The sequence below is a fragment of the Deinococcus marmoris genome, from assembly GCF_001949125.1.
GTDB lineage: Bacteria > Deinococcota > Deinococci > Deinococcales > Deinococcaceae > Deinococcus > Deinococcus marmoris_A.
Genome location: NZ_MSTI01000046.1, coordinates 1 through 25,488 on the forward strand (window position 1 = coordinate 1; position 25,488 = coordinate 25,488).

At 64.0% G+C, this 25,488-nt stretch carries 13 protein-coding genes, 1 tRNA gene and 1 rRNA gene; 14 read left to right on the forward strand and 1 reads right to left on the reverse strand.

What is annotated here, in order from left to right; all coding sequences use genetic code 11:
* Positions 1-128 precede the first annotated feature (128 nt).
* The 6 genes from rrf (at position 129) to BOO71_RS06940 (ending at position 7,778) form a co-directional block, all read left to right on the forward strand.
* Positions 129-245: ribosomal RNA gene (gene rrf / locus BOO71_RS06915) — 5S ribosomal RNA — on the forward strand.
* Between the two features lie 51 nt (positions 246-296).
* Positions 297-372: transfer RNA gene (locus tag BOO71_RS06920), tRNA-Gly, on the forward strand.
* 151 nt (positions 373-523) lie between these two features.
* Positions 524-1,711: a tRNA guanosine(34) transglycosylase Tgt gene (tgt, locus tag BOO71_RS06925; RefSeq protein WP_075831224.1), complete on the forward strand. Its 1,188-nt coding sequence runs from the start codon at positions 524-526 to the stop codon at positions 1,709-1,711.
* Between the two features lie 313 nt (positions 1,712-2,024).
* Entirely contained in the window at positions 2,025-5,417 is a 3,393-nt protein-coding gene (locus tag BOO71_RS06930) for an S-layer homology domain-containing protein (RefSeq protein ID WP_075831225.1), read from the forward strand.
* A 154-nt stretch (positions 5,418-5,571) separates the two neighbouring features.
* Positions 5,572-6,516 (forward strand): manganese-dependent inorganic pyrophosphatase, encoded by a 945-nt coding sequence (locus BOO71_RS06935; protein ID WP_075831226.1) that lies wholly within the window; start codon positions 5,572-5,574, stop codon positions 6,514-6,516.
* 47 nt (positions 6,517-6,563) lie between these two features.
* Entirely contained in the window at positions 6,564-7,778 is a 1,215-nt protein-coding gene (locus tag BOO71_RS06940) for a bifunctional folylpolyglutamate synthase/dihydrofolate synthase (protein ID WP_254843067.1), read from the forward strand.
* Positions 7,779-7,794: 16 nt separating this feature from the next.
* Here BOO71_RS06940 and BOO71_RS06945 read toward each other — a convergent pair whose 3' ends face one another.
* Entirely contained in the window at positions 7,795-8,181 is a 387-nt protein-coding gene (locus BOO71_RS06945) for an SCP2 sterol-binding domain-containing protein (protein ID WP_175607386.1), read from the reverse strand.
* Positions 8,182-8,345: 164 nt separating this feature from the next.
* On the opposite strand from BOO71_RS06945, the gene BOO71_RS06950 reads away from it, so the two are divergent.
* The 8 genes from BOO71_RS06950 (at position 8,346) to BOO71_RS06985 (ending at position 25,483) form a co-directional block, all read left to right on the forward strand.
* A complete protein-coding gene (locus tag BOO71_RS06950) occupies positions 8,346-8,645 on the forward strand; it encodes a hypothetical protein (protein WP_075831229.1) in 300 nt (99 codons plus the stop codon).
* 132 nt (positions 8,646-8,777) lie between these two features.
* Positions 8,778-9,740: a class I SAM-dependent methyltransferase gene (locus BOO71_RS06955; protein ID WP_075831230.1), complete on the forward strand. Its 963-nt coding sequence runs from the start codon at positions 8,778-8,780 to the stop codon at positions 9,738-9,740.
* A 321-nt stretch (positions 9,741-10,061) separates the two neighbouring features.
* On the forward strand, positions 10,062-10,568 hold the full coding sequence (locus BOO71_RS06960; protein ID WP_075831231.1) for a hypothetical protein: 507 nt from the start codon (positions 10,062-10,064) through the stop codon (positions 10,566-10,568).
* 91 nt (positions 10,569-10,659) lie between these two features.
* Complete coding sequence (locus tag BOO71_RS06965; protein ID WP_075831232.1) at positions 10,660-12,948, forward strand: beta strand repeat-containing protein; 2,289 nt, start codon at positions 10,660-10,662, stop codon at positions 12,946-12,948.
* 180 nt (positions 12,949-13,128) lie between these two features.
* Positions 13,129-15,915 (forward strand): DUF11 domain-containing protein, encoded by a 2,787-nt coding sequence (locus BOO71_RS06970; protein WP_075831233.1) that lies wholly within the window; start codon positions 13,129-13,131, stop codon positions 15,913-15,915.
* Positions 15,916-15,919: 4 nt separating this feature from the next.
* Positions 15,920-20,749, forward strand: coding sequence for a DUF11 domain-containing protein (locus BOO71_RS06975; RefSeq protein WP_254843068.1), 4,830 nt, complete (start codon positions 15,920-15,922; stop codon positions 20,747-20,749).
* Between the two features lie 65 nt (positions 20,750-20,814).
* Positions 20,815-24,462, forward strand: coding sequence for a beta strand repeat-containing protein (locus BOO71_RS06980; protein WP_139322804.1), 3,648 nt, complete (start codon positions 20,815-20,817; stop codon positions 24,460-24,462).
* Between the two features lie 85 nt (positions 24,463-24,547).
* Positions 24,548-25,483 carry a DMT family transporter gene (locus BOO71_RS06985; protein ID WP_075831235.1) on the forward strand — a complete coding sequence of 312 codons (936 nt, stop codon included), beginning with the start codon at positions 24,548-24,550 and terminating at the stop codon, positions 25,481-25,483.
* The last annotated feature ends 5 nt before the right edge of the window (positions 25,484-25,488 follow it).

A 25,488-nucleotide genomic window follows, 5' to 3' on the forward strand; every position in this document is an offset into this window, starting at 1 on the left:
CTCCAGCCATCATCTTCATCCCTGCCCAGCAGGGATGAATCGCACCACCCCTCTCGCTCACCTTCACGCTCTGGTCTTGCATCCATTTTTGTACTCTTTTTTTGAGATTGGACCCCAAATGCAGACACCCCCGTGCCCACAGCGCTGTGGAACCACCCCATCCCATGCCGAACTGGGCCGTGAAACACAGCCGCGCCAATGATACTCGGATGGCAGCATCCCGGAAAAGTCGGTCAGTGCGGGGGTTTTTTCTTTTCTTTCCTCGCGCCCCAGTGTTTACACTCAGGCGCGTTTCTGCGAGAGTAGCTCAGCTGGTAGAGCACTACCTTGCCAAGGTAGATGTCGCGAGTTCGAATCTCGTCTCTCGCTCCACAGTTTTAATAGAACAGCCCCCTCTATAACGGAGGGGGCTGTTTTGTTGGTTGGTTGATCTCGATCTTTTTGGGCTTAGTGGAGAGGGCTGTTCGGATTCCTTATGCTTGCCACAAAATTTTCAGGCTGCTCAATGCGGCACAATATGGCTATGTTCGAGTTTGAAGTTCAGCATCAGGATGGGCGGGCGCGGGTGGCGCGCTTTGCAACCCCACATGGCACCGTCACGACTCCAATGTTTATGCCAGTGGGCACGCAGGGTACGGTCAAGGGCATCAGTCCACAGGAACTGCTGGATATTGGATCGCAGATGATCCTGGGCAATACCTATCACCTGATGCTGCGGCCCGGCGAGGAACTGGTGGCAGCACATGGGGGCCTGCCCGGCTTCACTGCCTATCCCGGCCCCTTTCTAACCGATTCCGGCGGCTTTCAGGTGATGAGTCTGGGCCACCTCCGCAAGATCGCTGAGGAAGGCGTGGTGTTCAAGAGCCACCTGGACGGCAGTCTGGTGGAATTGACGCCCGAGCGGAGTATCGAGGTGCAGCAGGCACTGGGGGCCGATGTGATCATGGCCTTCGACGAGTGCCCGCCCTTTCCGGCAGAGCGTGACTACATCACCCGCAGTCTGGAACGCACGGTGCGCTGGCTGGAGCGTTGCCTGACCTTCAAGTCACGGGATGATCAGGCCCTGTTTGCCATCGTGCAGGGGGGGATTCATTCGGATTTGCGGCAGCTCAGTCTGGACCTGACCCTTCCCTTCAACACCCCTGGATTTGCCATCGGCGGTCTGGCCGTGGGAGAGAGCAAGGCCGAGATGTATCCCGCTGTGGACTTCACCACCGCCCGCTTACCCGCCGAAAAGCCGCGCTATCTGATGGGCGTGGGCCACCCGGAAGATCTGGTGGCGGGCATTGCGCTGGGAGTGGACATGTTCGACTGCGTGTATCCCACCCGCACCGGGCGTTTCGGCTACGCGCTGACCGACGAGGGGCGGCTGAACATGAACTCCAGCGCGCCGCGCCGGGACCTGCGTCCTATCGATGAAGATTGCGATTGCTACGCCTGTCGCCACTACACCCGCGCTTACCTGGCTCATCTGGTCCGCGCAGAGGAACTGCTGGCCCCGCGCATGCTCTCGCTGCACAATCTGCGTTATCTGCACCGGCTGGTCGAGCGGATCAGGGCGGCCATCGTCGCGGGTGAATTCGACGTCTGGGCCAGGGCTTGGGGTGCGCGTTACTTCGGCGGTGAACTGCCGCAGTGGTTCTCTGCTGCGCTTGAGGCTTCAGCCGTTCAACCCGGTCCAGCCGCCGCCGGAACCAGTCCCCATTTATAGGTGAATGTGCCTGTCATGAGTTGCTCATCTCTTCATGAGTTGGTCAGAAACAGTCCGGGTGGCCCGGAATGCCGAATTTATCCCGCTCTCAGGGTTGACCCATCTATCTTCATGCTTGTATCATCCATTCTGATCTGACACCTGTACACCCATTTCGGGGGAGGCGCTCAGGTTGCAGGACACAGTTGCGCAGGCGGGAGAGAACGAAGCGGTGAATTACTCCGGGAGAGGAAACTCGGTAACTCGCCCCAGCGTCACCTTCAGAAGCCGTATTTAATCGCTTCCGGCGCGCGACAACCTTTGGGGGTTCAATATGAAGAAAAGCTTGCTCGTCCTCACCGCCGCTCTGGCATTCGGCATGGCCGCTGCCCAGACGGAGGCACCCGCCAGCGCACCTCAGGTGCCTGCGCTGACCGACGTTCCCGCCGGTCACTGGGCCAAGGACGCCATCGACCGTCTGGTCAGCCAGGGCATCATCCTGGGCTACCCCGACGGCACCTACCGTGGCACGCAGAACCTGACGCGCTACGAGGCCGCTGTAATCATCGCCCGCCTGCTCGATCAGGTGCGTACCGGTGAAGTCCCCGCCAGCAGCATGGACGCCGAAACCCTGACCGCGCTTCAGAACGCGATTCAGGAACTGGCCGCCGATCTTGCCGCCCTGGGCGTGCGCGTCAGCGACCTGGAAGAAAACGCGGTTAGCCGCGACGACTTCACCCGTCTGGAAAACCGCGTCGAGGAACTGGTTGCTGGTACCGGCACCGCCCCCGCTGGTGACGCCGAAGCCCTGGCCAACATCCAGGCCCAGATCGACGACCTGACGGCCCGCGCCGACGACTACGACACCCTGCGTGCCGATGTCGACGACAACGCCAGCAGCATCGCCGCCCTGAACGACCTGACCGTGCTGCTGAACCAGGACATCCTGAACCTTCAGGACCGCACCAGCGCCATCGAAGCGGCCCAGGCCGATCTGGTCCAGAAGGCCGACTTCGACACCCTGTCGGGCCGCGTGGGCACCGTCGAAGGCCGCGTCACCAAGGTGGAAACCTCGGTGGGCGACCTGGACAACCGCGTCAAGCAGCTCGAGAAGTACGCCTTTAGCCTGCGCCCCAGCCTGAGCGCCACCTACTACGTGGCCCGTGGCACGCGCGACATGGACTTTGACCGCCTGATCCCCGGCACCGTGTTCAGCACGGGTGACGACGGCGACGGCGACACCGCCGACACCGCCGTGGACTGGACCGATCTGACCGGTGATCGCGGCGCGATTGGCGCACCTGTGGTGCCCGTTGCTGGCGTAACCCCGATTGCCACGGCTGCCAACATCGCCGCTGCGAACAATGCGAACGCCCAGAGCTTCTACGGCTTCAGCACCGCAGCCGCCACCCCGGTGAACAAGGAAGGCAAGACCACCCTGTCCTTCGGCATCACCTTCGACAACGCGGGCAAGATCGACACCGCGACCAGCGGCGTTACGGGTGCTTTCACCCCAAGCGCCGGCAAGCTGAACGTCAACAAGGTCGACGTGACCTTCGGTGTGCGTGCCGGTCTGCCCAGCAGTGCCAAAGATGCCAACGGCGTCAACGGCAGCACGTACTACCCCGATGTGACGGACAGCGACAGCATCACTTACCGCCCACTGTTCTTCTTCTTCAAGCAGGGTACGGCGGCCTTTACTGTGGGCAACGCTCCTGTAACCGTGACCTTCGGCAAGGCGCTGAAGTTCAAGTTCAGCGATTACCTGTTCGATAACGACAAGACCGGACGCGGCGACGGCTACATCGTCAAGGTGGACGGCAGCAACGTTCCTGTGATCGGCGCTTACAAGCCTGTGATCCAGGTGGTCTACGGTAGCCGTGGCGGTGCCGACGCGGTCAGCCTGTACACCTCTGCGCTGGAAGATACCGACAACAACCCCGCTACGCCTTCTGTCAACGTCAACCGTGCCTCAGGCCTGTCCGCTGGTGCGTACAAGTACTACCGTGGTATCCGTGCGGAAATCACGCCTATCGGCACCCTGAAGGCTGGCCTGAACTACGCTCAGGAAGGTCTGGACGATACCGGTCGCAAGATCGCCACCAACAATGCTGTGAACGGCGCAGTGGCCAACGTTCCTTCCATTCAGCCCGGTACCGTGGTCGTGACCAGCAACGTCACCGCCTTCGGCGCGGACCTGCACGGCGCAGTCGCTGGCTGGCAGATCGACAGCGAGTACGCCCAGAGCAACGTGACCACCACCAGCTACGCACAGGGTACGGGCGTTGCCACCAACTCGTCCGCCACCCAGCGCGCGTTCTACGGCAAGGTTGCAGGCACCCTGGGACCCGTCAAGGTCTACAACGCCAACTACCGCAACATCACCGCTGGTTACAACGCCCAGGCTGGCATCATGGAAGCCGATCCTGACGACAGCGACAACGGCAGCACCGCGCCTTACCACAACGACCAGAACGGCTTTGGCGTCAAGGTCGGCGGCGCGCTCGGCCCCGTGGCCCTGGGTGCGTACTACGACCGCGAAACCAACAACGCTAACACGGCGGACAGCCTGATCACCGATCTGGGTGTGGCGGCCAAGGCCAACCTGTTCAATCTGGTGACGGTGCGCGGCGGTTACTACCAGTTCAACAAGGCCGTCAATGCCTACGACAAAACGAACACCGTGGACGGCAACGGCACCCGCTACAGCGTGCGTGCAGACGTTACCCCCGGCTTCGGCCTGGCCGTCGGTGCTTACTACAACTACGTGTCCATCGGTGGCGTGCGGACCCAGAGCGACGCCCAGCTCTTCCGCAACAGCAAGTACAACAGCTACTTCGGTCTGGCGAACAACGAGTTCCTGGATTCCAACGGCTGCGGAGCCGATCACCCCGGTATCGCTTCTTCCGACACCGACGGTGTGGGCGGCGCACTGAGCTTCTCGCTGGCGAACTTCACCGACAAGACCTGCTACACCGAGTACGGTGCGGAACTGTCCCACAACGGCAAGGACGCCAACGCACTGGTCAAGGACCTGACCTTCCGGGTGGGCTACGCCTCCCGCTTCCGCAACTTCACCAACACCTTCAGCAACGGCTTCACCTACGGCGACGTGCTGTACGGCAAGAAGATCGGTATCGCACAGGTGGACGTTAAGGCTGCCTTCGGCATCGACCGTTACACCGACAACGAGCGTAACCGCACCGATCTGGCGGTCAACACCAACGGCGTGAACAACAGCAATGCTGCGGCCATCGGCGTCAAGGTCGTCACCGATTCTCTGAACGTGATCTTCAAGCCCAGCTTCGAGGGTCAGGTCGGGTACTACACCCGCAGCCACGACTACGGCAACTACCAGAATCCTGGCAACACCGTTCCCGGCAACACCAACCAGGATTTCACCTCGAATGCCCTCAAGTACTCGGCGGGCGTCAAGCTCAACGAGTTCCTGCTGCCCAACACCAAGCTGGCCGTTTACTACGCTGGCTACCAGGGCACCAACCGCGCCTACACCCCCTTCGTGACCGATACGGCGGGCAAGTACTCCGACGTCAACACCGGCGGCGCACGCGTCAGCCAGGACCTGCTGTACGTGGAAGGCAACTACTACGATCTGTCCTTCGGCTACGGCGTGGGCAACCTGCGTCTGCGCGGCGGCAATGCCACCACGGCTCCTGCCGATGCACGCGGCCAGGTCTTCAAGATCAGCTACAAGGTCAACTTCTAAGCCCCATCCGCTTGACCGCGTAACTCCACCCCTCGTCCTGTTTCCTAAAGGCCCCCGCCCAGTGCGGGGGTTTTTCATTATCTTTGTTCTGCTGTTTGTCCCTGTCTTTCTCTGTCGGGATGCCCGCCCCCGCCGCAGCCGCTAAACTCCCCCCATGCTTCACGTGTTCGGACACCTCAACCCAGATACCGACGCCATCGCCTCCGCGCTGGTGTACGCCCACCTGCTGTCGCGGCAGGGCATAGACGCTCAGGCTTACCGCCTGGGCGACTTGAACTTCGAGACCCCGTTCGTGCTGCAAAAGGCCGGTGTGGAGGCCCCGCCGCCGCTGCCCGTGCTGGAAGCCGGTACGGCGGTGGCCCTGGTGGACCACAATGAGCGCGCCCAGTCCGCGCCCAATCTGACGGACCTTCAGGTGACGCGGGTAGTCGATCACCACAAGCTGGGGGACCTGACCACCATGCAGCCCGCCTTTCTGCGCTTTGAACCTGTCGGCTGCACGGCCACGCTGCTGCTCAAGCTGCACCGTGAGGCCCGCCTGAAAGTGGAACAGGCCGACGCCTGGCTGCTTCTCAGTGCCATTCTCAGCGATACCCTGCACTTCCGCAGTCCCACCACCACCCCCGATGACCGCGAGGCGGTGGCGTTCCTGGCCCCGATTGCCGGGCTGCGTGACGTGACGGCCTACGCGCTGGAGATGTTTGCCGCCAAGAGCGATCTGGGCGACACGCCCGCCGCCGAGCTGTTGAAGATGGATTACAAGGTCTTTCCCTTCGGCGATCCGGCGAGGCCGCAAAGCTGGGGCCTGGGCGTGATCGAGACCACCAACCCCGGCTATGTGTTTGGGCGGCAGGCCGAGTTGCTGGACGCCATGCGGGCCGCGAAGGCTGCCGACGGCCTGGACGGCGTGCTGCTGGGCGTGGTGGACATCCTGAACGAGACCAACCGGATGCTGGTGGCAGGTGAGGCCGAGGCAGCGGTGGTGCAGCAGGTTTTCGGTGCCCCCACGCTGGACGGTGTGGCCGATCTGGGAGGGCGCATCAGCCGCAAGAAACAGATCGTGCCCGCGCTGGAAAAGCATTTCGAGACGCACTCCTGAATCCCGATGAACACCTGAACTGGCTGTTCGCCCGCCAGCGCTTCGGCGTGCATCCGGGGCTGGGGCGCGTGCAGGAACTGCTGGCCCGCGTGGGTGATCCGCAGCGTGCCTTTCAGACTGTGCTGGTGGGGGGCACCAACGGCAAGGGCAGCACGGCGGCGGTGCTGGCGGCCATTCTGAAGGTGGACGGGCGGCGCACGGGCCTCTTTACCAGTCCTCACCTGACCCACTTTGCCGAGCGTTTTCAGGTGGACGGCCAGGAATTGCCCGCAGAGACCGTCGGTGCAGGGCTGGACCGCCTGCGCCCCCACGCCGAAGATACGGGCGCGACGTTCTTTGAGATCGTCACGGCGCTGGGTGCACTGCTGTTCGCGGAGGCGGGCGTTGAAGTGGCTGTGATGGAGGTGGGTCTGGGCGGACGCCTGGATTCCACCAATGCTCTGGACCCCGTGCTGAGCGTGATCACCAACGTGGCGCTGGACCACACCGAGATCCTGGGAAACACGCTGGCAGCGATTGCCGCTGAGAAAGCTGGGATTCTGCGCCCAGGCCGCCCTGCTATAACGGGTGTGGCAGCAGACCTCCTCCCCCTGTTGCGGGCCACTGGAGCGGACCTGTGGGCGCTGGGGCAGGAGGTGCGGGTTCAGACCCGTTCCTTGGGCTGGCAGGGCGTAGAGGTGGGCCTGAAGCTGCCGGACAGTGCCCTGGAATTCCGGACCCCGCTGCTGGGCGCACACGGAGCGCGAAATGCGGCGCTGGCGGCGGCGGCGGCGTGGCGGCTGGGCGTGGGCGAGACGGCGATCCGGGCGGGTGTGGCGGCGGCAAGCTGGCCCGGACGCCTCGAAGTGTTGCCTTCAGGTGGCCTGGGTGCCCGCATATTGCTGGACGGCGCACACAACCCCGATGGCGCGCGGGCACTGGTCGCAACCCTGCTCGAACTGGGCGTCCCGCCCCTGCCCGTCATCTTCGGTGCGGCGGGCGACAAGGATGTGGGCGGCGTGGTGGAGGCCCTGCGCCCACACGTCTCGCACGCGGTTCTGACGCGGGCCACCCTCAGCCCGCGTGCGGCGACGGCGGCGGACCTTGCCCCGCTGTTCGCGGGGTTGCCCGTCACGCTGACCGATTCGCCGCGAGAGGCGCTGACTGTGCTGGCCGCCCTGAAGGCCCCGCTGGCGCTGGCCTGCGGCAGCCTGTACCTGATTGGTGAACTGCGCCCGTTGCTGCTGGGCACGGCGGGCGAGGACCGGGAGCGCTGGCAGTAGACCCGGCAGAAGACGCTTACCCGCCGGTTTCTGCGCGGTAGGCCGCCTGCACCTTCGTCAGCCCCGGTGCGAGGGCCAGGGCGCGCAGCAGCGGTCCGCTGATCTTCAGCTTTCCGGCGGTCATAGCCGCCACCGCATTCAGTTCGCCGCGCCAGAACGCGTGGGCCGTCTCGCCGCTCATGGCGAAGGTCAGCTCACTCTCTGCTTCGCGGGCGGCCTGTCCCCGGCTCAGCGCGGCGGTCTGACCGTCCCTGCCGTCCACCCGCAGCCACGCGTCCGGGTCATGGATGGCAAAGGTCAGGGCCAGCCGCCCTTGCGTGGGGCCAGGATCGGCGGCTTTCAGGAAGACCCGGATCAACAGGTCTTCGAGTTCTTCACCGGTCTGAAAAGGAGGGGTGGTCACGCTGCCCAGCCCAGCCCAGATGCCGCTCCACAACCGTATGATTTACGGCAATTTGCCCTCCTGCACAGCCTTGAGCTGACTTTCACAGGGCAGCCCCGCGTACAGACTGCGCTTTCTGTTGGGCGTTACATAGGCAGGCAAGATCAATTCAAGGAGGTACAAGAATGAATCAGCAATTACAGCAGACCATCCAGGCCCTTTCGGGCGGCGTAGCGGGCGTAGATGCCCAGACGGCAGTGAGCAACGTCACGAGCTGGCACAGCACGCTGGACGGCGTTCCCGGTGCGGAAAGCGTGACCGGCATGCTGGCCAAGCTCAAGGGCGCGCTGGAAGGCGGCGACCTGGCCGGCGCAGCCGCGATGTTGCCCGATCTGGGCAGCGAGACCAGCAAGCTGGCGTCCGCAGCACCCGCAGAGGATCAGGAAGGTCTGCGTCAACTCGGTTCCGCTCTGGGCGGCAAGTAAGCCAGAGCAGGACTCATCTCATCAGAAGGGGGGCCGTTGCTGGCTCCCCTTCTTCTTGCAGTTTTCCCTTCCCTGCCTGCGGGTGGGGATTTTTTTGGCCCCAGAACGCCCCCACCCCGTATGCTGACCCCGATGCCCCACCTCTCGTTTACCGTGGAACCGCTGTCGGAGATCATTCCCGCCGTGCGTGCAGCGCTGGAGGGTGGGGAAGAGGTCACCCTCGAAGTGCCCGATCCCGACGCGGGGCTGGGTCTTTATGCGGGCGAGCTGTACACGGGCGCGGCTGGCCCCGCCGGGCGGCATCGGCCCTGGAGTACCTGGGCCGATCTGGCCGACGCGCTGGGCGCACACCTGCTGACGCCACAGCCGTCCGGGCCGGGCCGCGCACGCTTCGGCCTGCGCCGTTACGCTGCCGCGCCTGCCCCCGATGCAGGCGGCTACGGCGCAGACGGAGATTGGACGCGGGTGGACAAGCTGGAAGATCCGGTGCTGCTGCTGACGCTGGTGGAGGCGCTGCGGCGGATTGATCCCCCGGCGGGGGGGCGCGTGCTGGCGCTGGGTGTGAACAGCGGGCGCGAGCTGAACGCGCTGGCGCTGGCCTTTCCTGAACGGCCCACCCCGGATCAAGACTCTCTGGATCGACACTTTGAGGTTGTTGGCATAGACACCGATGCCTCGGCGCTGGCTGTAGCGCGCGGCAGATTTCCGCGTGCGGAATTTCTGGAACTGGACGTGGCTGAATTGCCAGTTCCTGCGCTGGGGCGCTTCGATCTGATCCTGGCCCTGAGCCTGCTCCAGAGTCCGGGGGTGCGGCGCGACGTGCTTCTCAAAGCGCTGTGCAGGCACCATCTGAGCGAAACCGGCGGACTGGTGCTGGGCTTTCCGAATGCCCGTTACCGTGACGGCCTGCTCAGTTACGGCGCACGCATGAAGAATTTTGCGCGCCCGGACCTGAGCCTGCTGTGCGCCGACGTGACCGACACCCGCCGCGATCTGCAAAAGCGTGGCTTTCGGGTGTTCGTGACCGGCAAACACGAGGTCTTGCTGACCGCGCTCCCAGTCGGACGCCGTGTGGGACGCGAATTGACTCTGTAGCCCTTCATACGGAGCTGGAGGGCAACCCACACATTAAAAAGCTATCCCCCTGGGTCCCCCCGGCGGGGGGATTTTCTGATCTTCCCAGCCGAACATGAATTCTGATGTTGTGAAAAATCCTGTCTGGAATGGATTCCAGCGTCATCTTTATATTCTCATTTTTCTCATTAATTTGACTGCATGCAGAGCTGTTGGCGAATGCCAGCCGGATATGTAAGTGATGCGTAAGAGCAAGATTTTTAACCTCAGTTCAGGAAAAGAAGCCCGACTGACACTTCGACCGTGCCTTCACCCCGAGTTCATCTTTACAGGAGACCCCCCATGAAACGCCATGCGCCCACACTGCTCGTCACGCTGCTGCTCTGCGGCGCAGTCAGTGCGTTTGCCCAGGGAGGTGGCCCCGTCAGCCTGAAGTTGAGCATGCTGGCGGTCAAGACCATCAAGATCGACGGCAAGCCCACCGAGCAACTGCTGCCCAATCCCGGCAGCGTCAACCCCGGCGACGTGATCAGCCAGGTGATCAGCGTGAAAAACGCCACCGCCAAAGCCATCCGCGATCTGCCCGTGCAACTGCCCGTGCCTAAAAACACCGTGTATCTGGCACCCGAGAAGGGTCTGGACGGCACCAGAACCATGTACTCCATCGACGGCGGCAAGACCTTCGCCGCCGCGCCCCTGAAAAAGACCATCACCGTGACCGAGAACGGCAAGTCCGTGCAGAAGGAGGTGGAGGTGAGGCCCAGCGAGTACAACGCCGTGCGCTGGACCGTGGCTGAACTTGGCCCCGGCCAGACGCTGGAGCTTGGGTACCGCATTCAGGTCAAGTAAGCCCCACTCCGTCCAAGGCTCAACCCAGATTTGACCCTACCCCAGCACGACGCCCAGGCCGACAAAGGCTGAAGCACAAAGGAGATTTACCGTGAAAGTGAACCCCAAGTTTCTGATCATGATGTCCGCCCTAGCCGCAGGCACCGCCTTAGCTGCGCCCGCCCCCACCGCTACCAGTGCAGGCACCACCGCCGGGACGGTCATCACCAACACGGCCACCGCCACCTTCACTGATCCGAGCACGGGCAACGCGGCCACTCCGGTGACTTCTAACACGGTCAACACCACCGTCACGCCGATCACCGGTTTCGATATCGTCTACAGTGACAGCAGCGCCGACGGCACCACCGCTGCCGTTCCGGCCACCTACACCGAATACAACAGGCCCAACACGCTGGCTGGCGCGACGGTCGTGACCGCCTACACGGTCGTCAACAATAGCAACATCGACAACTATGTGGTCAACATCGTCGCCGACACCACCGGCACCGGTACGGCCCCCACCAGCGTCAAGTACTACCTGAAGACCGACACGACCTTCGCCAACGAAATCTTCTCGGTGACGCTCGCCAACGGCGGCACGAAAGAAATCGTTCAGGTCATCACCATTCCTACTGTGGCCACAGCAGGCCAGACCTACGCGGCCAGCCCCAAGGGCACGGCTCCTGCCGTCACCACCGGCACTGTGCAGTTCCCGGTCTACAACGAAAGCAGCAACGTCAACACGCCCGTCACGCCTGCGGCCAACGGCGACTTGCAGTTCACCCTGGCAACCATCTTCATCCCAGCCCTGACCAACACGCCCAACCCGAACCCCGCGACGGGCAACACCGTCACGCCGCCTACCCCGACGACCCCCGGCACGCCCGACAACCCAGTGAGCCCCCCCGGCACGCCCGTCAGCACCGATCCCACCAAACCCGATCCGTCCACCAGTGGCTACTCGGACCCCACAACGCCGAGTACGGCGATTGCCCAGAACATCGCGGGCAACAACCAGATCGCCTACCCCATCTCCGGTACCACCACCGTAACCTTCAGCAACGTGGTCAAGAACAACAACAGCACGCTGTCCGATACCGTCAGGCTGTTCCCCACCGATGCCACCAACAACCCCATCGGTACTCTCAACACCACCACGGGCGTCTTTACCCTGACGGACGGTACCACCGTCAGGTTCCTGAGCAGCACCGGCACCGCCCTGCCGCTGGATGCCAACGGCTACCCCGTCCTGACGGTCCCGAGTGGTGGCTCGACGCCTTACCGCACCCTGGTCAGCACCTTCCCGATCAGTGCCATCGACCCGGTGCCGACCACCATTCTGGTCGGCGTCAGCTCGGGCAACAAGGCGGGCGCGGTTAAGGCCGACGCCACCACCACCGACAAGATCGTGCCCCCCGGCCTCCAGTTCGGTGACGTGCCCAACACCGGTACCAATCCCGACGGCAGCCTGACGGGTCCGGGTGGCAACGCCCAGACCGCCGACCCCAGCGCCACCGCCTCCACTGCGCCGGTCACCGACGCGGGCATCAACACCGACCGCACCGTCGTGTTCCCGATGATCATCAGCAACACGGGCGAGTACAACGACACCTACACCCTCCAGTCGGACACCATCACCTTCCGCAATAAGGACGGCACCACCACGGCTGTCAAGGTCAAGTACGTGGACGCAACTGGTACGCCGCTGCCCACCAACACGGCGGGCGACTATTTCACTCCCGTGGTGCAGGACAACACCAAGCTGACGGTCTACGCCGTCTTGGACGTGCCCGCCACTGCTGCCGCCACCGACGGCACTTCGCCCGACGTCACCACCCCCAGCGCCACTGCCGACTACACCTTTGTGCAGAAGGCCACCGCCAACTACTCGGGCGCGGTCGTTACCGACAGCGTCAAGGACCAGATCACCATCAAGGCCGTCGGTAGCTTGGCGGTGGACAAGTACTCCCGCATCAATGCCGCGATCGATGCCACCTTCATCGGTACGGCAGCCGCGAAGAACCCCAAGACCGCCAACCCCAAGGACACGCTCAACTTCGCCATCGTCGCCAAGAACAACTACAACGCTCCGGTCAAGAATTTCGTCCTGAAGGATTCCAACAGCCTCGGCACCACCAACGTGTACACCTACAGCGACTTCCAGTCGGCGAGCGCGACCCTCACTGGCTTCGGAGTCGGAGCTGCGGCCTACTTCAGCACCGACGGCGGCACCACCTGGGCCACCAGCGTCACAGCGGCCAGCGTCACGGCGGCCAACGGCGTCTGGGTCTACGTCAACACCGACGGCACCCTGGGCACCAACAACGCTCCCACCGCAGGTGACGTGGTCCCCACCGGGGCCAGCGTACAGCTCGACATCAGCGTCAAGGTCAAGTAAGCCCCCCCCCTCGTGCGCGCCCTGCCTCTGTGTGGGGCGCGCTTTTTCGTTACATGATGGTGAAGAACCGTCCCTCCCACACAACAACAGAAATCCCATTTGCTCCACCCCCAGTTTTGCCCCCACGCACATTTTCGTGCCCGTGCCAACCCCACCCCGATCCTCCCAAGGAGAAGCCCCATGACCCGCTCCCGATTCATCCTTCCCGCACTGCTGCTGGGCCTGCTCCTGCCCGGCGCACACGCGGGCGCACAAAGCCTGACCCCTGCCGGTACGGTGATCACCAACCAGGCGCAGGCCGAGTTCCTGTCGCCCGATACCAACCAGCCGATGGTCTCCGTGTCCAACGTCGTGCAGACCACCGTTTCTGCCGTGTGTGCCCTGAGCGTGACCCCCGACGGCACGGTGGCCCAGCCCGGCCAGAGCGCGGCCCTGCTGCCCGGCGAGGCGGCGACTTTCGTCTACAAAATCGTCAACGCGGGCAACGCCACATCCACCTTTGGCGTGTCTGCCCGGACAGAGGCGGGCGGCACTTCCACCCCCGGCCTGAAACTGGTGCTGGACCTGAACGGCAACGGTATAGCCGACGCGAACGAGCCGGAGATCAGCAGCGTGACGCTGGACGCCGATAAGAGCGCGGACGTGCTGCTGCTGGTGGACGCGATCAGCGCCGGGGACGCCTTCGTGAATCTGGTGGCCGGATGCGCGGGTGGGCAGAGCGACAGCAACAACGTCAGCGTGGTGAAGATCAGCCCACCCCCCGAACTGGCTGTGAGCAAGAGCTTCTCGCCCGCGCTGCTGCGCCCCGGTAGTGAGACCACCGTGACGGTCAAGACCACCAACGGCGGCAAGGGCCAGAGCCGCGAGGTGATCCTGACCGACATTCTGACCGAGCAACTGGCGCAGGGACTCACCTTCGTGGCGGGCAGCGCCAGCAGCAATGTGGGCACGCTGGAATACACCGCCGACGGAGTGGATTGGGTTGCCGCCCCCGCAGCCGTGGTGCGCGGCGTGCGCGTGCGCGTGCCCAGCCTGGCCCCCGGCGCGGACCTGACCCTGACCTTCCGCATGCGCGCCGATGCCAGCGCGGAAAACAAGATCATCCCCAACACCGCCACCGCCCTGACCGGCAAGACCACGGTCATGGATACGGCGAAAGTGGATGTGCGCTACCTGCCTGCCGTCGCCATCGGTCCAGAGGGCAATCCCGAGGCCCCCGAAGGCAGCGCCGCAGACCGTCAGAGCAGGGCGCTGGCCGTGGTGGGCCAGCCGGTCTGCTTTGACCACACCGCAAAAAATACGGGTGACGTGAAGGACGCCTTTACCCTGAGCGTGAGCTATCCCACGGGCGGCGCGTCGGCCACTTTTTACGGCCAGGACGGTCAGCCCCTCGCGCAGCCGCTCCCCCTGGATGCGGGCCAGAGCGCCCCAGTGCGCGTGTGCTACAGCGCCGCGCAGACGGGGCCGCTGGACGCCCTCATTACCATCAAGGGGGACCGGGGAACCAGCAACGCCACCGCAGACGCCGTGCAGAGCGTCGAGAGCGGTCTGCCCGAACTGGTCAAGTCGTATGTGGCCACCGCGAAAGACGGCGGGGCGACGGTGACCCTGCCCGCAGGCGCGACGGTGGCGGCGGGCGACACCATCACTTATCGCCTCATGGTACGCAATCCCTACAGCCGCCCGCTGACCGGCGTGGTGGTGAGCGACAAACTGACCGCCCATCTGGACTTCGTGAGCGCCACGGACGGTGGCCTCAGCACCGGCTCAGAAGGCGCGCAGACGGTCAATTGGACGCTGGGCACGCTGGCCCCCAATGAGACACGCGTGCTGACTGTGGTCACGTCCGTCAGCGCCCGCGTGGTGGACGGCGAGGCCCTCAAGAACATCTTTCAGATGGTCAGCACCCAGACCCCGGACTCGCTGAACAGCAATGAGGTCATGACCCCGGTGTGGACCGCTAAGCTGGCCGTCCTCAAGGACGTGAACGCCCCCGAGGTGACGCCAGGGGACCGCCTGACCTACACCCTGACCGTCACCAACAAATCGGCCACCACGTCCATCATCGACGCGCAGATCAACGACACGCCCGCCAAGGGCCTGAGCTACATCCCCGGCAGCAGCAAGCTGGACGGCCAGCCGATTGCCGATCCGCAGATCACGGGCGGCGTGCTGACCTGGGCCGTGGCCGAACTGAAAGCCGGGGTGCCCATCACGCTGGCCTACGACACGCGCGTGACCCCCGACGCCCTGGGCGAACTGGTCAACACCGTGACCGTCAGCGGCGTCGGGGCCGGGGGCGTGGCCCGCGCGATTGCCAGCAACCGGGCGGTGGCCACGGTCAAGCTCAAGCTGCTGAACTTCGCGCCGCTGTCGGACATCCTGGGTCTGGTGTACGTGGACCGCAACCGCGACGGGCGCTACCAGGAAGGGCTGGACGCCCCGCTGCCGCGCGCCCGCGTGCTGCTGGCCGGGGGCCGCCAGACCCTGACCGACGTGGGGGGCCGCTACAGCTTTGCCAACGTGGCCAACGGCACGCAGGCGCTGCGCCTGGACCCCCTGACCACCCCGTACCCGCCGCTGCATGTGCCGCGCGACGGCGGCCTGAGCGGCACCCAGACGGTGTTCGTGAATGGCCTGACCGGGGTGGACTTCCCGCTGGCCCCGCTGGGCGGCGAGGTTTCGGCGCTGCGCCGGACCACGCTGACGGCAGGTGACGTGACGCTGGAAAAAGCCGTCTACGCCGTGGACGGCGGTTACGTGGTCACGCTGAAACTGACCACGCCGCGCGCCCTGGAGGGCGTGGACCTCCGTGATCCGCTGCCTGTCGGGGGCACTTTGAAAGAAGGGCGCAATAGCGTGGCCGCTAACCTTCCCGCAGGTGAAACGAACCTCACCTACCGCTTTGCCTGGACCGGCGAGCCGCGCGCGGCCACCACCGATCCCACGCTGAGCTGGAGGGAATGAAACCGTGAAGCGCAACCCACACCACCTGCACCGCATCGCCCTGACCCTCTCTGCCCTGCTGGCCGTGGGGGCGGGCGCGAACGCGATGGAACCCGGCACAGAAATCAGCACCAGCCTCCCCCTGACCAGCGTGGGCGACGCCCTGAGCTGGACGGTGGGCGACCAGAACCTGACGCTGGATGTGCCGGTGGGCGGCGTGGTGCGCCTGGAACTGTACAGCCCCCGCCTGGACCAGTCGGACTACCGCAGTGACAGCTATTACGGAGACGAGCAGTATGACGGCAACGCCGCACAGGTCTCCACTACCTTCAGCGTGCTGGATGCGGGCGGCAAAGTGGTGGTCACGCGTACCTTCACCCCCGGCAAACACGGCTGGGAAACGCTGCTGGACCAGAACCTGCCGACTGGCAAATACACCCTGCGCGCCGTCACCCAGGGCAATGGCAAGAACACCTTCGCCATCCGTCTGGCCGGGGTCAGCGCCGCCGTCAGCGCGGACCGCCTGACCGTCAACGTGCATTCGCAGAACTGGGTTCCGGCCATCAACATCACCACCGACGGCGGCGCTTACGCCTTGAAGATGTACGACGGAGACGGCCCCGATGAGCTGGAAGCCCGCGTGATCGACGCGGCCACCGGCTACGCCACGCCACTGCCGATCAGCCGCAACCTGGGCGAGGTGGAGTTGCCGCTGCCCGCGCGTGCCGGGAACTACGTGATCGAACTGCGCCAGCCCGCCACGGCAAAGCAGTACAGCAACGCGGTGGGCTTCAGCCTGATGCGCGCGGGCGTGCCGACGCCGATTGCCCTCAGTGTGGTGGACCAGACTGGCCTGCTGCGCGTGACCGCTGAACTGGTTTTGCCCGGTGGTTCCCAGTCCACCGTCGCAGAAGTGCAGGTGGGGGATCAGACCCTGACCGTCGATGGCCGCAGCGAGGGGCGCGTGGCCGCCGGAAGCTACCCCATCAGCGCCTCAGCCGTCGCGGGCGCGCAGGTCAGCGTGTCCCCCAGCGTGACCGTGCCGCGTGGCGGCGTGGCCGAGGCCAGGGTGGAAGTGCGCCCGCAGGTGGCCCTGACCCTGGAGAGCGACAAGCCCGAGGTCTGCGTGGGCGACACCGTGACCCTGACCGCCCGTGCCGCCACGGCTTATGGCGGAGAGTTGCCGCTGGACCTGAGACTGGACACGGCAGGACTGACGGTGGACGGCCTCAGTAGCCTGACGGGCACCTTCAGCGCCGCGAAACCCGGCGAACTGCGCGTGACGGGCACGGCCACCCGCCCCGGCCCGCTGACCTTCAGCGCTACGTTTGCGCCCTGGAATCAGAGCCAGAGCGTGGGGGTCAATGTGCGGCCCGACTCCACCCCGCTGCAACTGAGCCGCCCGCCGCTGGCCGACACCCTGCCGGGCCAGGAAACCACGGTCACGCTGACCCTGAGAAACACTGCCGATGTGGCCGTTCCCTACACCCTGACCGACATCCCCGGCGCGGGCCTGGAAGCGCTGGACCCGGCCACTTTCAGCGGCGAGCTGGCGGGCGGCGAGAGCCGGACCCTGAGCTACCGCGTGCGCGTGGTGGAAGCGGGAACCTTCAGCCTGAACGCCACGCTGGACACCCCCGCCTGCCCCCGTCCGCAGACCGTGACGGGACAGTTGATCGCGGCGCAGCCTGTGCCTGCCCCCGCACCCGCTCCAGTGGTCACGCCGCCCACACCTCAGCCCGCTCCTGCCGTCTCGCGCACGAGCGTCGTCAGCCTGCCCTTCGATGCCCCCGCGCAGGCACGCGAGATCGTGATCGCGCACGCCATCCCCGAGGGCGCGTCGTTCGTTGCGGGCAGCAGCCGCCTGGACGGCCAACCCATTGCCGATCCGCGTCGGGGGGCCAGCGGCACGCTGTACTGGACGCTGCCCGGTTCGCAGAACAACACCGTCATGCGCGGCAGCATCACCTACACCCTGGCCCACGCAGGTGCGCTGCCTGAATTGCCCGCGCCCGCGCTGCTGGCCCGCTACGGCGGCGAGCGCAGCGAGGTTTTGCAGGGCAGGGTGGACGCCGGGGACCTAGCTACCGCCGCCGCCCTGAGCGCCCCCGAACAGCTCAGCGAGAACGCCGGGGCCGTCAAGTTGCCGCTGGCGGGCAGCGACGTGCGAATCCGTGACCGCATCAGCGTGGTGGTGGAATTGCCGGTGGGCACGCAGAGCGACCTGAGCGTGAACGGCACGGTGATCGGCGCAGACCGCATCGGCCAGACCACCGAGGACGGTCCGCGCGGTGTGACCCGTCTGACCTACGTGGGCGTGCCGCTGAATATCGGCCCCAACGTCCTGACCTTTGCCGGGCAAAGTGTGACGGTCAACCGCGTGGGACCCACCGCAAAGATAGAAGTCCTGCCCGAGAGCCTGATCGCCGACGGCAGCACCCCGCTGCGGCTGAAGGTGCGGGTGCTGGACGCGTTTGGCCGCCTGTCCTCGCAGTCGTCGGTGACGCTGCGTTCCAGCCTGGAGCCGCGCACCCCCGACGCCAACAGCACGGAGGCCGATTATCAGTTGCGTCTGACGGATGGTGAGGGCGTGCTGGAACTGCAACCCCAGGCGTCGCCCACCATCCTGAAACTGGACCTCCTGCAAGGCGCAAATATTACCCGTCAGACCTTCGCCGTCACCCCCGGCGCGGGCCGCGTGGGTGTGGGCATGGTCAGCGCCACGCTGGGCCTGGACGGCACCTTGAACCTGAATGAAGACCTGAAAGTGCAGGCCCGCGCCAGCTACGAGGGACCGCTGGCCGGGGGCAAGATCTATCTGGCCGCCGACAAGGACGGCCTGCCCACCGAGCGCGACACGTTGAAGCGCTACAGCCTGTTCGGAGACAGCAGCGTGGAGAGCGTGCCGCTTCAGGGCAGTGGTCCCGTGGCCGTGGAATATGACCATCCCGCCTTCCATGCCCAGTACCGCCGCGCCGCGCTGCCTATCGACGTGCTGCCTGTGGGAGAACAGTTCACGGCCCTCAGTGCGAACACCAAGGGCAACCCCCTGGTCTCTGGCTTCGTGGCCCTGGTCCCCGAGGCGCGGGTCAAGGACGAGCGCGTTACCCCTGAGAACACCCGCATCCTGCGATTGAAAAACGGCGACATCAGCCCCGGCAGCGAGACGCTGGAAGTGGTCACGCTGGAGCAGACCACGGGTAAGGAACTGGGCCGCGTCCGGCTGCTGCCCAACCTGGATTACCAGCTAGACCGCAGCACTGGCATCGTGACCCTGACCCGTGCGCTGGACCGGGTGGACGGCCTGCTCAACGACGTGGTGGTTCTGGCTTCCTACCGCCTGGAGAACGAGAATTCGCAGCGCAAACTGGCCTATGGCGCGCAGGCCGGATACGCCGGAAAAAACTACAGCGTGGGTGTGGCTGCCGTCAGCCTGGACAGCGTGGTGACCTTCGGGGCACGCGCCCGCTACGCCAACGGCGACACCCGCGCCGACGGCCTGCTGGCCTATTCCGGCGGAATGCAGGCCAGCCTGGACGCGAATACCAGACTGGGTGGCAGCGGCCTGAGCGGGGGCAACCTGGGCTTCAAGGTGCGCTACCAGAGCGCGGGGTACGCCGGACTGACCGCCTTCGCGCCGGGTCTGACGGTGGGCGGCAGTTACGACGCAAAAGTGACCAGCAATGTCCGCGCGCTGGTGGATGGCAAGTACCACCGCACGCCCACGGCCACAGACATCACCCAGGGCGGCAGCGTCTCGGCCCGTGCCGAGGTCGCCCTGTCGCCCTTCAGCGTCGGCGGCGGCCTCAAGGTGGGCTTCGGCGATCAGCAGGGCCTCAGCGCCATCGCCAGCGCCGGATACCACCGCGCCCCGCTGGACGTGGATGTGGTCCATACCCAGTCGCTGAGCAGTTCAGGTGTGGGCGGCGTGCAGAAGGCGGAAACTAATATCGGCGTGCGCTACCGCATCGGCAAGGTCACGCTGGGCATCACCGACAAGGTGACCTGGGGTGTGGGCCAGACGGCGGCCCTGACACTGGACAGCACGCTGGGCCGCACCAACTATGCCGTGGCCTACGATCTGCCCACGGCTGGCGGTCAGGGCAACCGCGCCCGCTTCGGCGTGACCACCACCCTGCCGCTGAACGCCCGCACGGGTCTGGGCCTGCGTGGCAGCGCTGTGTACGACATCGCCAGCAGCAAGACCGAGTTGGGCGCGGGCGCGGACCTGAACTACAAATCCGACACTGTCAGTGCCACCGCCGGAACCGATCTGATCCTGAACGATAAGGGCTTTGGCGTGGTTATCCGCGCGGGCGTCGCCGGACAGCTCACGCCGAAGTTGACCCTCAGCGCCGACAGTCTGGCCGAATTCGGCGCGGGCAAGGGCGGCCTGCGCGCCGCCGTGGGCTACGCCTACCGCAACAGCGCCTTTAACAGCCTGGGCACCCTACGCTACGTGAACGGCAGTCTGGCGGGCAACAAACCCGAACTGAGCGGCAACCTGAGCGCCGAGTACCGCCAGCCCGTTTGGGCCGTGCGCGGCGGTGTGGATACCCGCACCCTGCTGAACGATCCGGGCAGCTTCACCGCGCAAGCCGCACTCGGCGGCACGGCGTACATCGGCGAGCGCTTCGGCATGGGCGCGTGGGGGCGTGTGTTGACGCAGCCCAGCACTGGTACCACCCAGGCGGGTTACGGCCTGGAAGCCAGCGTGCGCGCCCTGCCGGGCACCTGGCTGACTGCTGGGTACAACCTGGCGGGCTTCGAGGGGATCGGCAATCAATACACCAAAAAGGGAGCTTACGTGCGGCTGGATTTGACCTTGGATGAAACGGTAGGAGGAAGGAAGTGAAGAGGATAAACTTGCTTTCGCGGCTGGGTCGGGCTGGGCTGGGCGTGCTGGCGTCGGGGCTGTGCATGAGCAACTTTGCCGGTGCGGCGAGTTTTGATTTGCAGTTTGTGAACGGTGTGGCCGTTCCAGGGGGTGGCACATGTGGACTGACGCTGAACAGCAGGTGTCGGTTCAACAATGTTGTGGTAGGCGCTGGTACAGGCTCTGGCAATCCCTTTCAACGCGACGTTATCATCACGCTGACAAGGTTGAATGACGCCACACTGACAAATGTTTTTGACAATGCGACCCCCATCCTGTCGGCGACCCCAGTTCCAGCGGCCTCACAGGCGCAGTTCTTCGCGCCCACAGTGACGCCGACTCAGAACGAAGCGGGATTAACAAGTTGGGCAGAGTTCACGTTTGATTTTGTTTCGCCGGGAGGTGCTGCACCATTAGCAGGTGCGGGTACAGCTACCTTACCAGGTTCCTTCTGGGTTACCAGTTTTGATACTGATGGTGACAGTGGAACATTGAGAGAATTCGTGGAGTTTGTGGGAATCCCAGCCGCCGATACCGATCTTTCTTCGGGCACTGCCTTGAGCAGCAGCACTGCTGTGGATGGTGGTGTGCAGTACCAATCATCAACAAATGTCCAAGGTGATATTTCTACATCTGACGTTCATAAAGCTTCAGCAGTATTCTCGAATAAATCTAGCTTTAAGCTGGTTTACGGTGCCCGTACAGGTACGAGTGGCACTTCGGCTGGTGGACGCCTAACCGTTTTCGACTTCTTCAAGCCTGATGCAGTGGTTCTGCGTTCGGCAGTCGATGGCTATAAATCCGTCAAGTTGACCACGGATGCCGATACCAGCGGCACGGTCACGGCTGGCGACACGCTGACTTGGACTATTACATATGTGAACACGGGAAATGCAGCAGTCAGCAACTTTCAGATCACGGACGCCTTGCCCAGCAATGTAACCTTTACGACTGGTTCGCAAGTCGTGACGCGAGGGACAGGGAGTACGGCTGTCAAGCGAAACGGTTATGACGGATCGGGAAATCTTTTGACCAACACTGGAGTGCTTGGCACGAACAGTTCGATTACCGTCAGCATCCCTGTGGTTGTCGGTACAGGCGCTACGAACACCACACTCAGCAATCAGGCGTCGGCAGGCGGCGTTCTCACGGACAACGTGGATAGCGATACGGTTTTCCCGCCTTCAGTAGGGGCGGCCAGTGGGTTTGGGACCGTTCCCAGCGGCAGCGTCACGCAGACTGAACTGACCACGGTGAACCCGACGACAGTTGCTATAACCAAGCTCTACGCCATCTCCGGCAACGTCTACGAGGACTACAACTACGGCGGCGGCGCGGGCCGGGTCTACAACGCGGGCCAGGGTATGAGCCTGCGTCCCAATGTGCGGGTGGAGCTGTACAGCTCAGCGGGAGGCAATGTTCTGGCAACGGCCTTCACAAACGCCAGCGGCGCTTACATTTTTACGGGTCAGTTGCCCGGCACATACAAAGTACGTGTGGTCAACAGCTTCGTGACCAGCAGTCGTACAGGTGGATGTGCCCAGGCGGTCAACGTCTCGACACCTCCAGCGGGTTGCACCCAGATTCCTGTCCAGACCTATATCAATGGAAGCGTCAATCAGGTGGGCGGCGCAGCTCCGGCTGGGACTGACCCTGCGCTCAGCACCACCACCCTGCCTGTTGGTGCCGAGTCGGTCGCCAGCGTTACCATTAGCACAGCCGACGTGCCGGATGTGGATTTCGGCTTCAACTTCGATACCATCGTCAACACCAACGACAGCGGTCAGGGCAGTCTGCGCCAGTTTGTGACCAACAGCAACGCGCTGCTTGGCAACAGCAGTCTCGTGCAGGTGGGTCAGACCGCAGGCAAAGAAACCTCAATCTTCATGGTGCCGACAGGAGTGCTGACGGGTGGCGTAGCGGTTATCAACCTCGCGTCCACACTTGATGTTACCGACAGTAACACCAGCATTGACGCCACCACCCAGACCGCCAACACCACGACCAGCACGGGTGACACCAATACAGGCGCGCTCGGTACAGGCGGCTTGATAGGTGTGGACAATTTGCCCCTTAGCAAGGTTGATCGGCCAGAAGTAGAAATCACCCTGACGGCAGCAAAAGCTCTGCAAATCTCGGCGGCCAACTTCACTCTGCGGGGTGTGGCGCTGCACGGCGGCAACCAACTGGTGCTAGGAACTGGAACCAATGCTGCTGACAACGCTCTAATCGAGAAGAACATTTTCGGCACTACGGCCAAGGCTTTTACGCTGCCCGCCAGTTTGCCCTCAGCCCAGTATGGAATCTATGTTGTCAACGGTTCAGGGACGATCTTAAATAACCTGATTGGTTACTCCTATAATTCGGGGATTAATTATCTGGGTGGGGGCGCTGGCCTGACCATTCAGAACAATGAATTTCAGCAGAGTGGTTACGTGCAGGCTGGTGGCGACGCTATCACCCTGACAGGCAGCACTACTGCTGGCTTTGCTAAACCTGTAACGATTACTGGCAACCTGCTCGCCAGTAGTAATTCCAGCGGCATCCAATTTGAGATCGGCAGCGTGGCCAACAATACCGTGACCAATAACACTATTACTGGCAACGGCAAGGGTGGGGCCGCCACCCGGCTAGAAGGTTCTGGTATTCACTATCTGGCCCGCAATGCTACGGTCAACAGCACCAACAGTGACACCATCACAAAGAACGTGATCTACAACAGTCTGAGTTCTGGTGTCGTCGTCAACTTTGGCCAAAAGAATGTGACCATCAGCCAGAATTCATTTTACTTGAATGGCCTGACCTCAATTGATTTCACCGCCTCGGACGGGTATGTGGGCGGAAATGCCAACTATGGTAAGGGCAATGGCGTGACACCGAATGATGGTGCCACGGTGGCCCGTGAGGGTAATACGGGGCAGGACTATCCGGTATTCACAGCCATTACGCTTGGCGGTGGCATTCTGGACGTCACGGGCTATGTTGGGAACGGAACCTCCACCAGCTTCGATAGCACGAGCGCAGTGATCGAAATCTACAAAGCCGATGACGATGGCAATCAGAACGGCGCGGTCCTTGTCGGTGACGGCAAATCCGTGCCTCACGGCGAGGGTAAAACTTACCTGGGCACTCTCACGGTAACGCTAGGAGCCAAGGGAGCATTCAGCGGTACGTTATCTGCCGGGGCGTTCACGGCCAACGATAGCCTCACTGCAACAGCCACCATTGTGGGTAACACGTCCGAATTCAGCCCCAACATCAAACAGGCCCCCAGGATTACCCTGCTCAAGCTGGGGCGCAATTCCACTCAAAACACAGCTTTTGTCGATCAGAACGGAACGGTTGGTGCCAAACCTGGTGAGACCGTGGAGTACTGCATCGCCTATAGCAATGCAGGCAGTGACGCCCTGAATTTCAAGCTCACTGACAATGTGCCTGTCGGAATGAATGCCTTGACTGATGGTTATGTTGTCAGCAAGGGTGTCCGCTGGGCCGACGGAACAGTCATTGCAGCGGGTGCGACCGCTACTCCCACAGGCAGTGACCTGACCAGTACGGATACTGATTCCGATAAGGGTAGCCTGACCACCACACTTGGCCTGGGCAAAGGCACCATGACCCTGGACCTCGGTCCGTCAGGTCTGGCAGCAGGTGGCAAAGGGACGGTCTGCTTCCAGGCCAAAGTCCCCTGACCTGACCACGCCTTCCTTCCATGTGCGCCGCCCACTCAACCCAGGGCGGCGCATTTTCCCGTTCATCCCCACTACAATCCCTGGCGTGTCTCCCCGGTTGCGCGGCGTTCTTCTCTTAATTCTGGTCACGGCAGTGTGGGGCAGCACCTTCGCGGTGGTCAAGACCCTGGGCGACCTGCTGCCCCCGGCCCAACTGATCGCGTGGCGGTTCCTGATCGGCTTCGTGGCCCTATTGCCCGCGCTGCTGATCCGGGGCTGGGGCCTGCGGCGACGGCGGGCAGATCAACCCGCGCCCGCTGCCCTGCCGCGTTTTTCGTGGAAGGACGGGCTATGGCGAGACGGCTTTTTGCTGGGTACGTGGCTGATCGCGGGCTACAGCACCCAGACCATTGCCCTGCAAACCACCACCGCCAACCGGGCTGCGTTTTTCACGGCCCTGAGCGTGCTGCTGGTGCCGCTGTGGCTGGTCTTCGCGCAGCGCCGCCGGATGCCCCTGCCGCTGCTGGCTGCGCTGCCGCTGGCCGTGCTGGGGCTGGCGCTGCTGTCCTGGGAAGGCGGCGCGTGGGTGGTGGGCGACGCGTGGGCGCTGGGCTGCGCCGTGACCTACGCGGGCTTTATCATCACGCTGGAGCGGCTTTCCAATCGGCACGCGGCGCTGCCGTTCACGCTGGCGCAACTGGCCGCCGTGACGGTGCTGGGCTGGCTGTGGGCGGTGGTGGCCGGGGACGTGGGCTGGCTGCCCGCCGCCGCCTGGGGGCCGCTGCTGTACCTGGGGATCGTCGCCACTGCCCTGACCACGTTGTTGCAAACGGTGGGCCAGCGCACCGTCAGCGCCGCCGAGGCCAGTCTGATCTACGCCCTGGAACCGGTCACGGCCACCCTCTTCAGCTTCATTTTAATCGGCGAGCGGGTGGGCCTGCGTGGCGCACTGGGGGGCCTGCTGGTGGTGGGCAGCACGGTTCTCAGCCAGCGCAGCGGGGGAGAGGCCCGCCCGGAAACGCCCGCGCCGCTGGCGGAATAGCGACT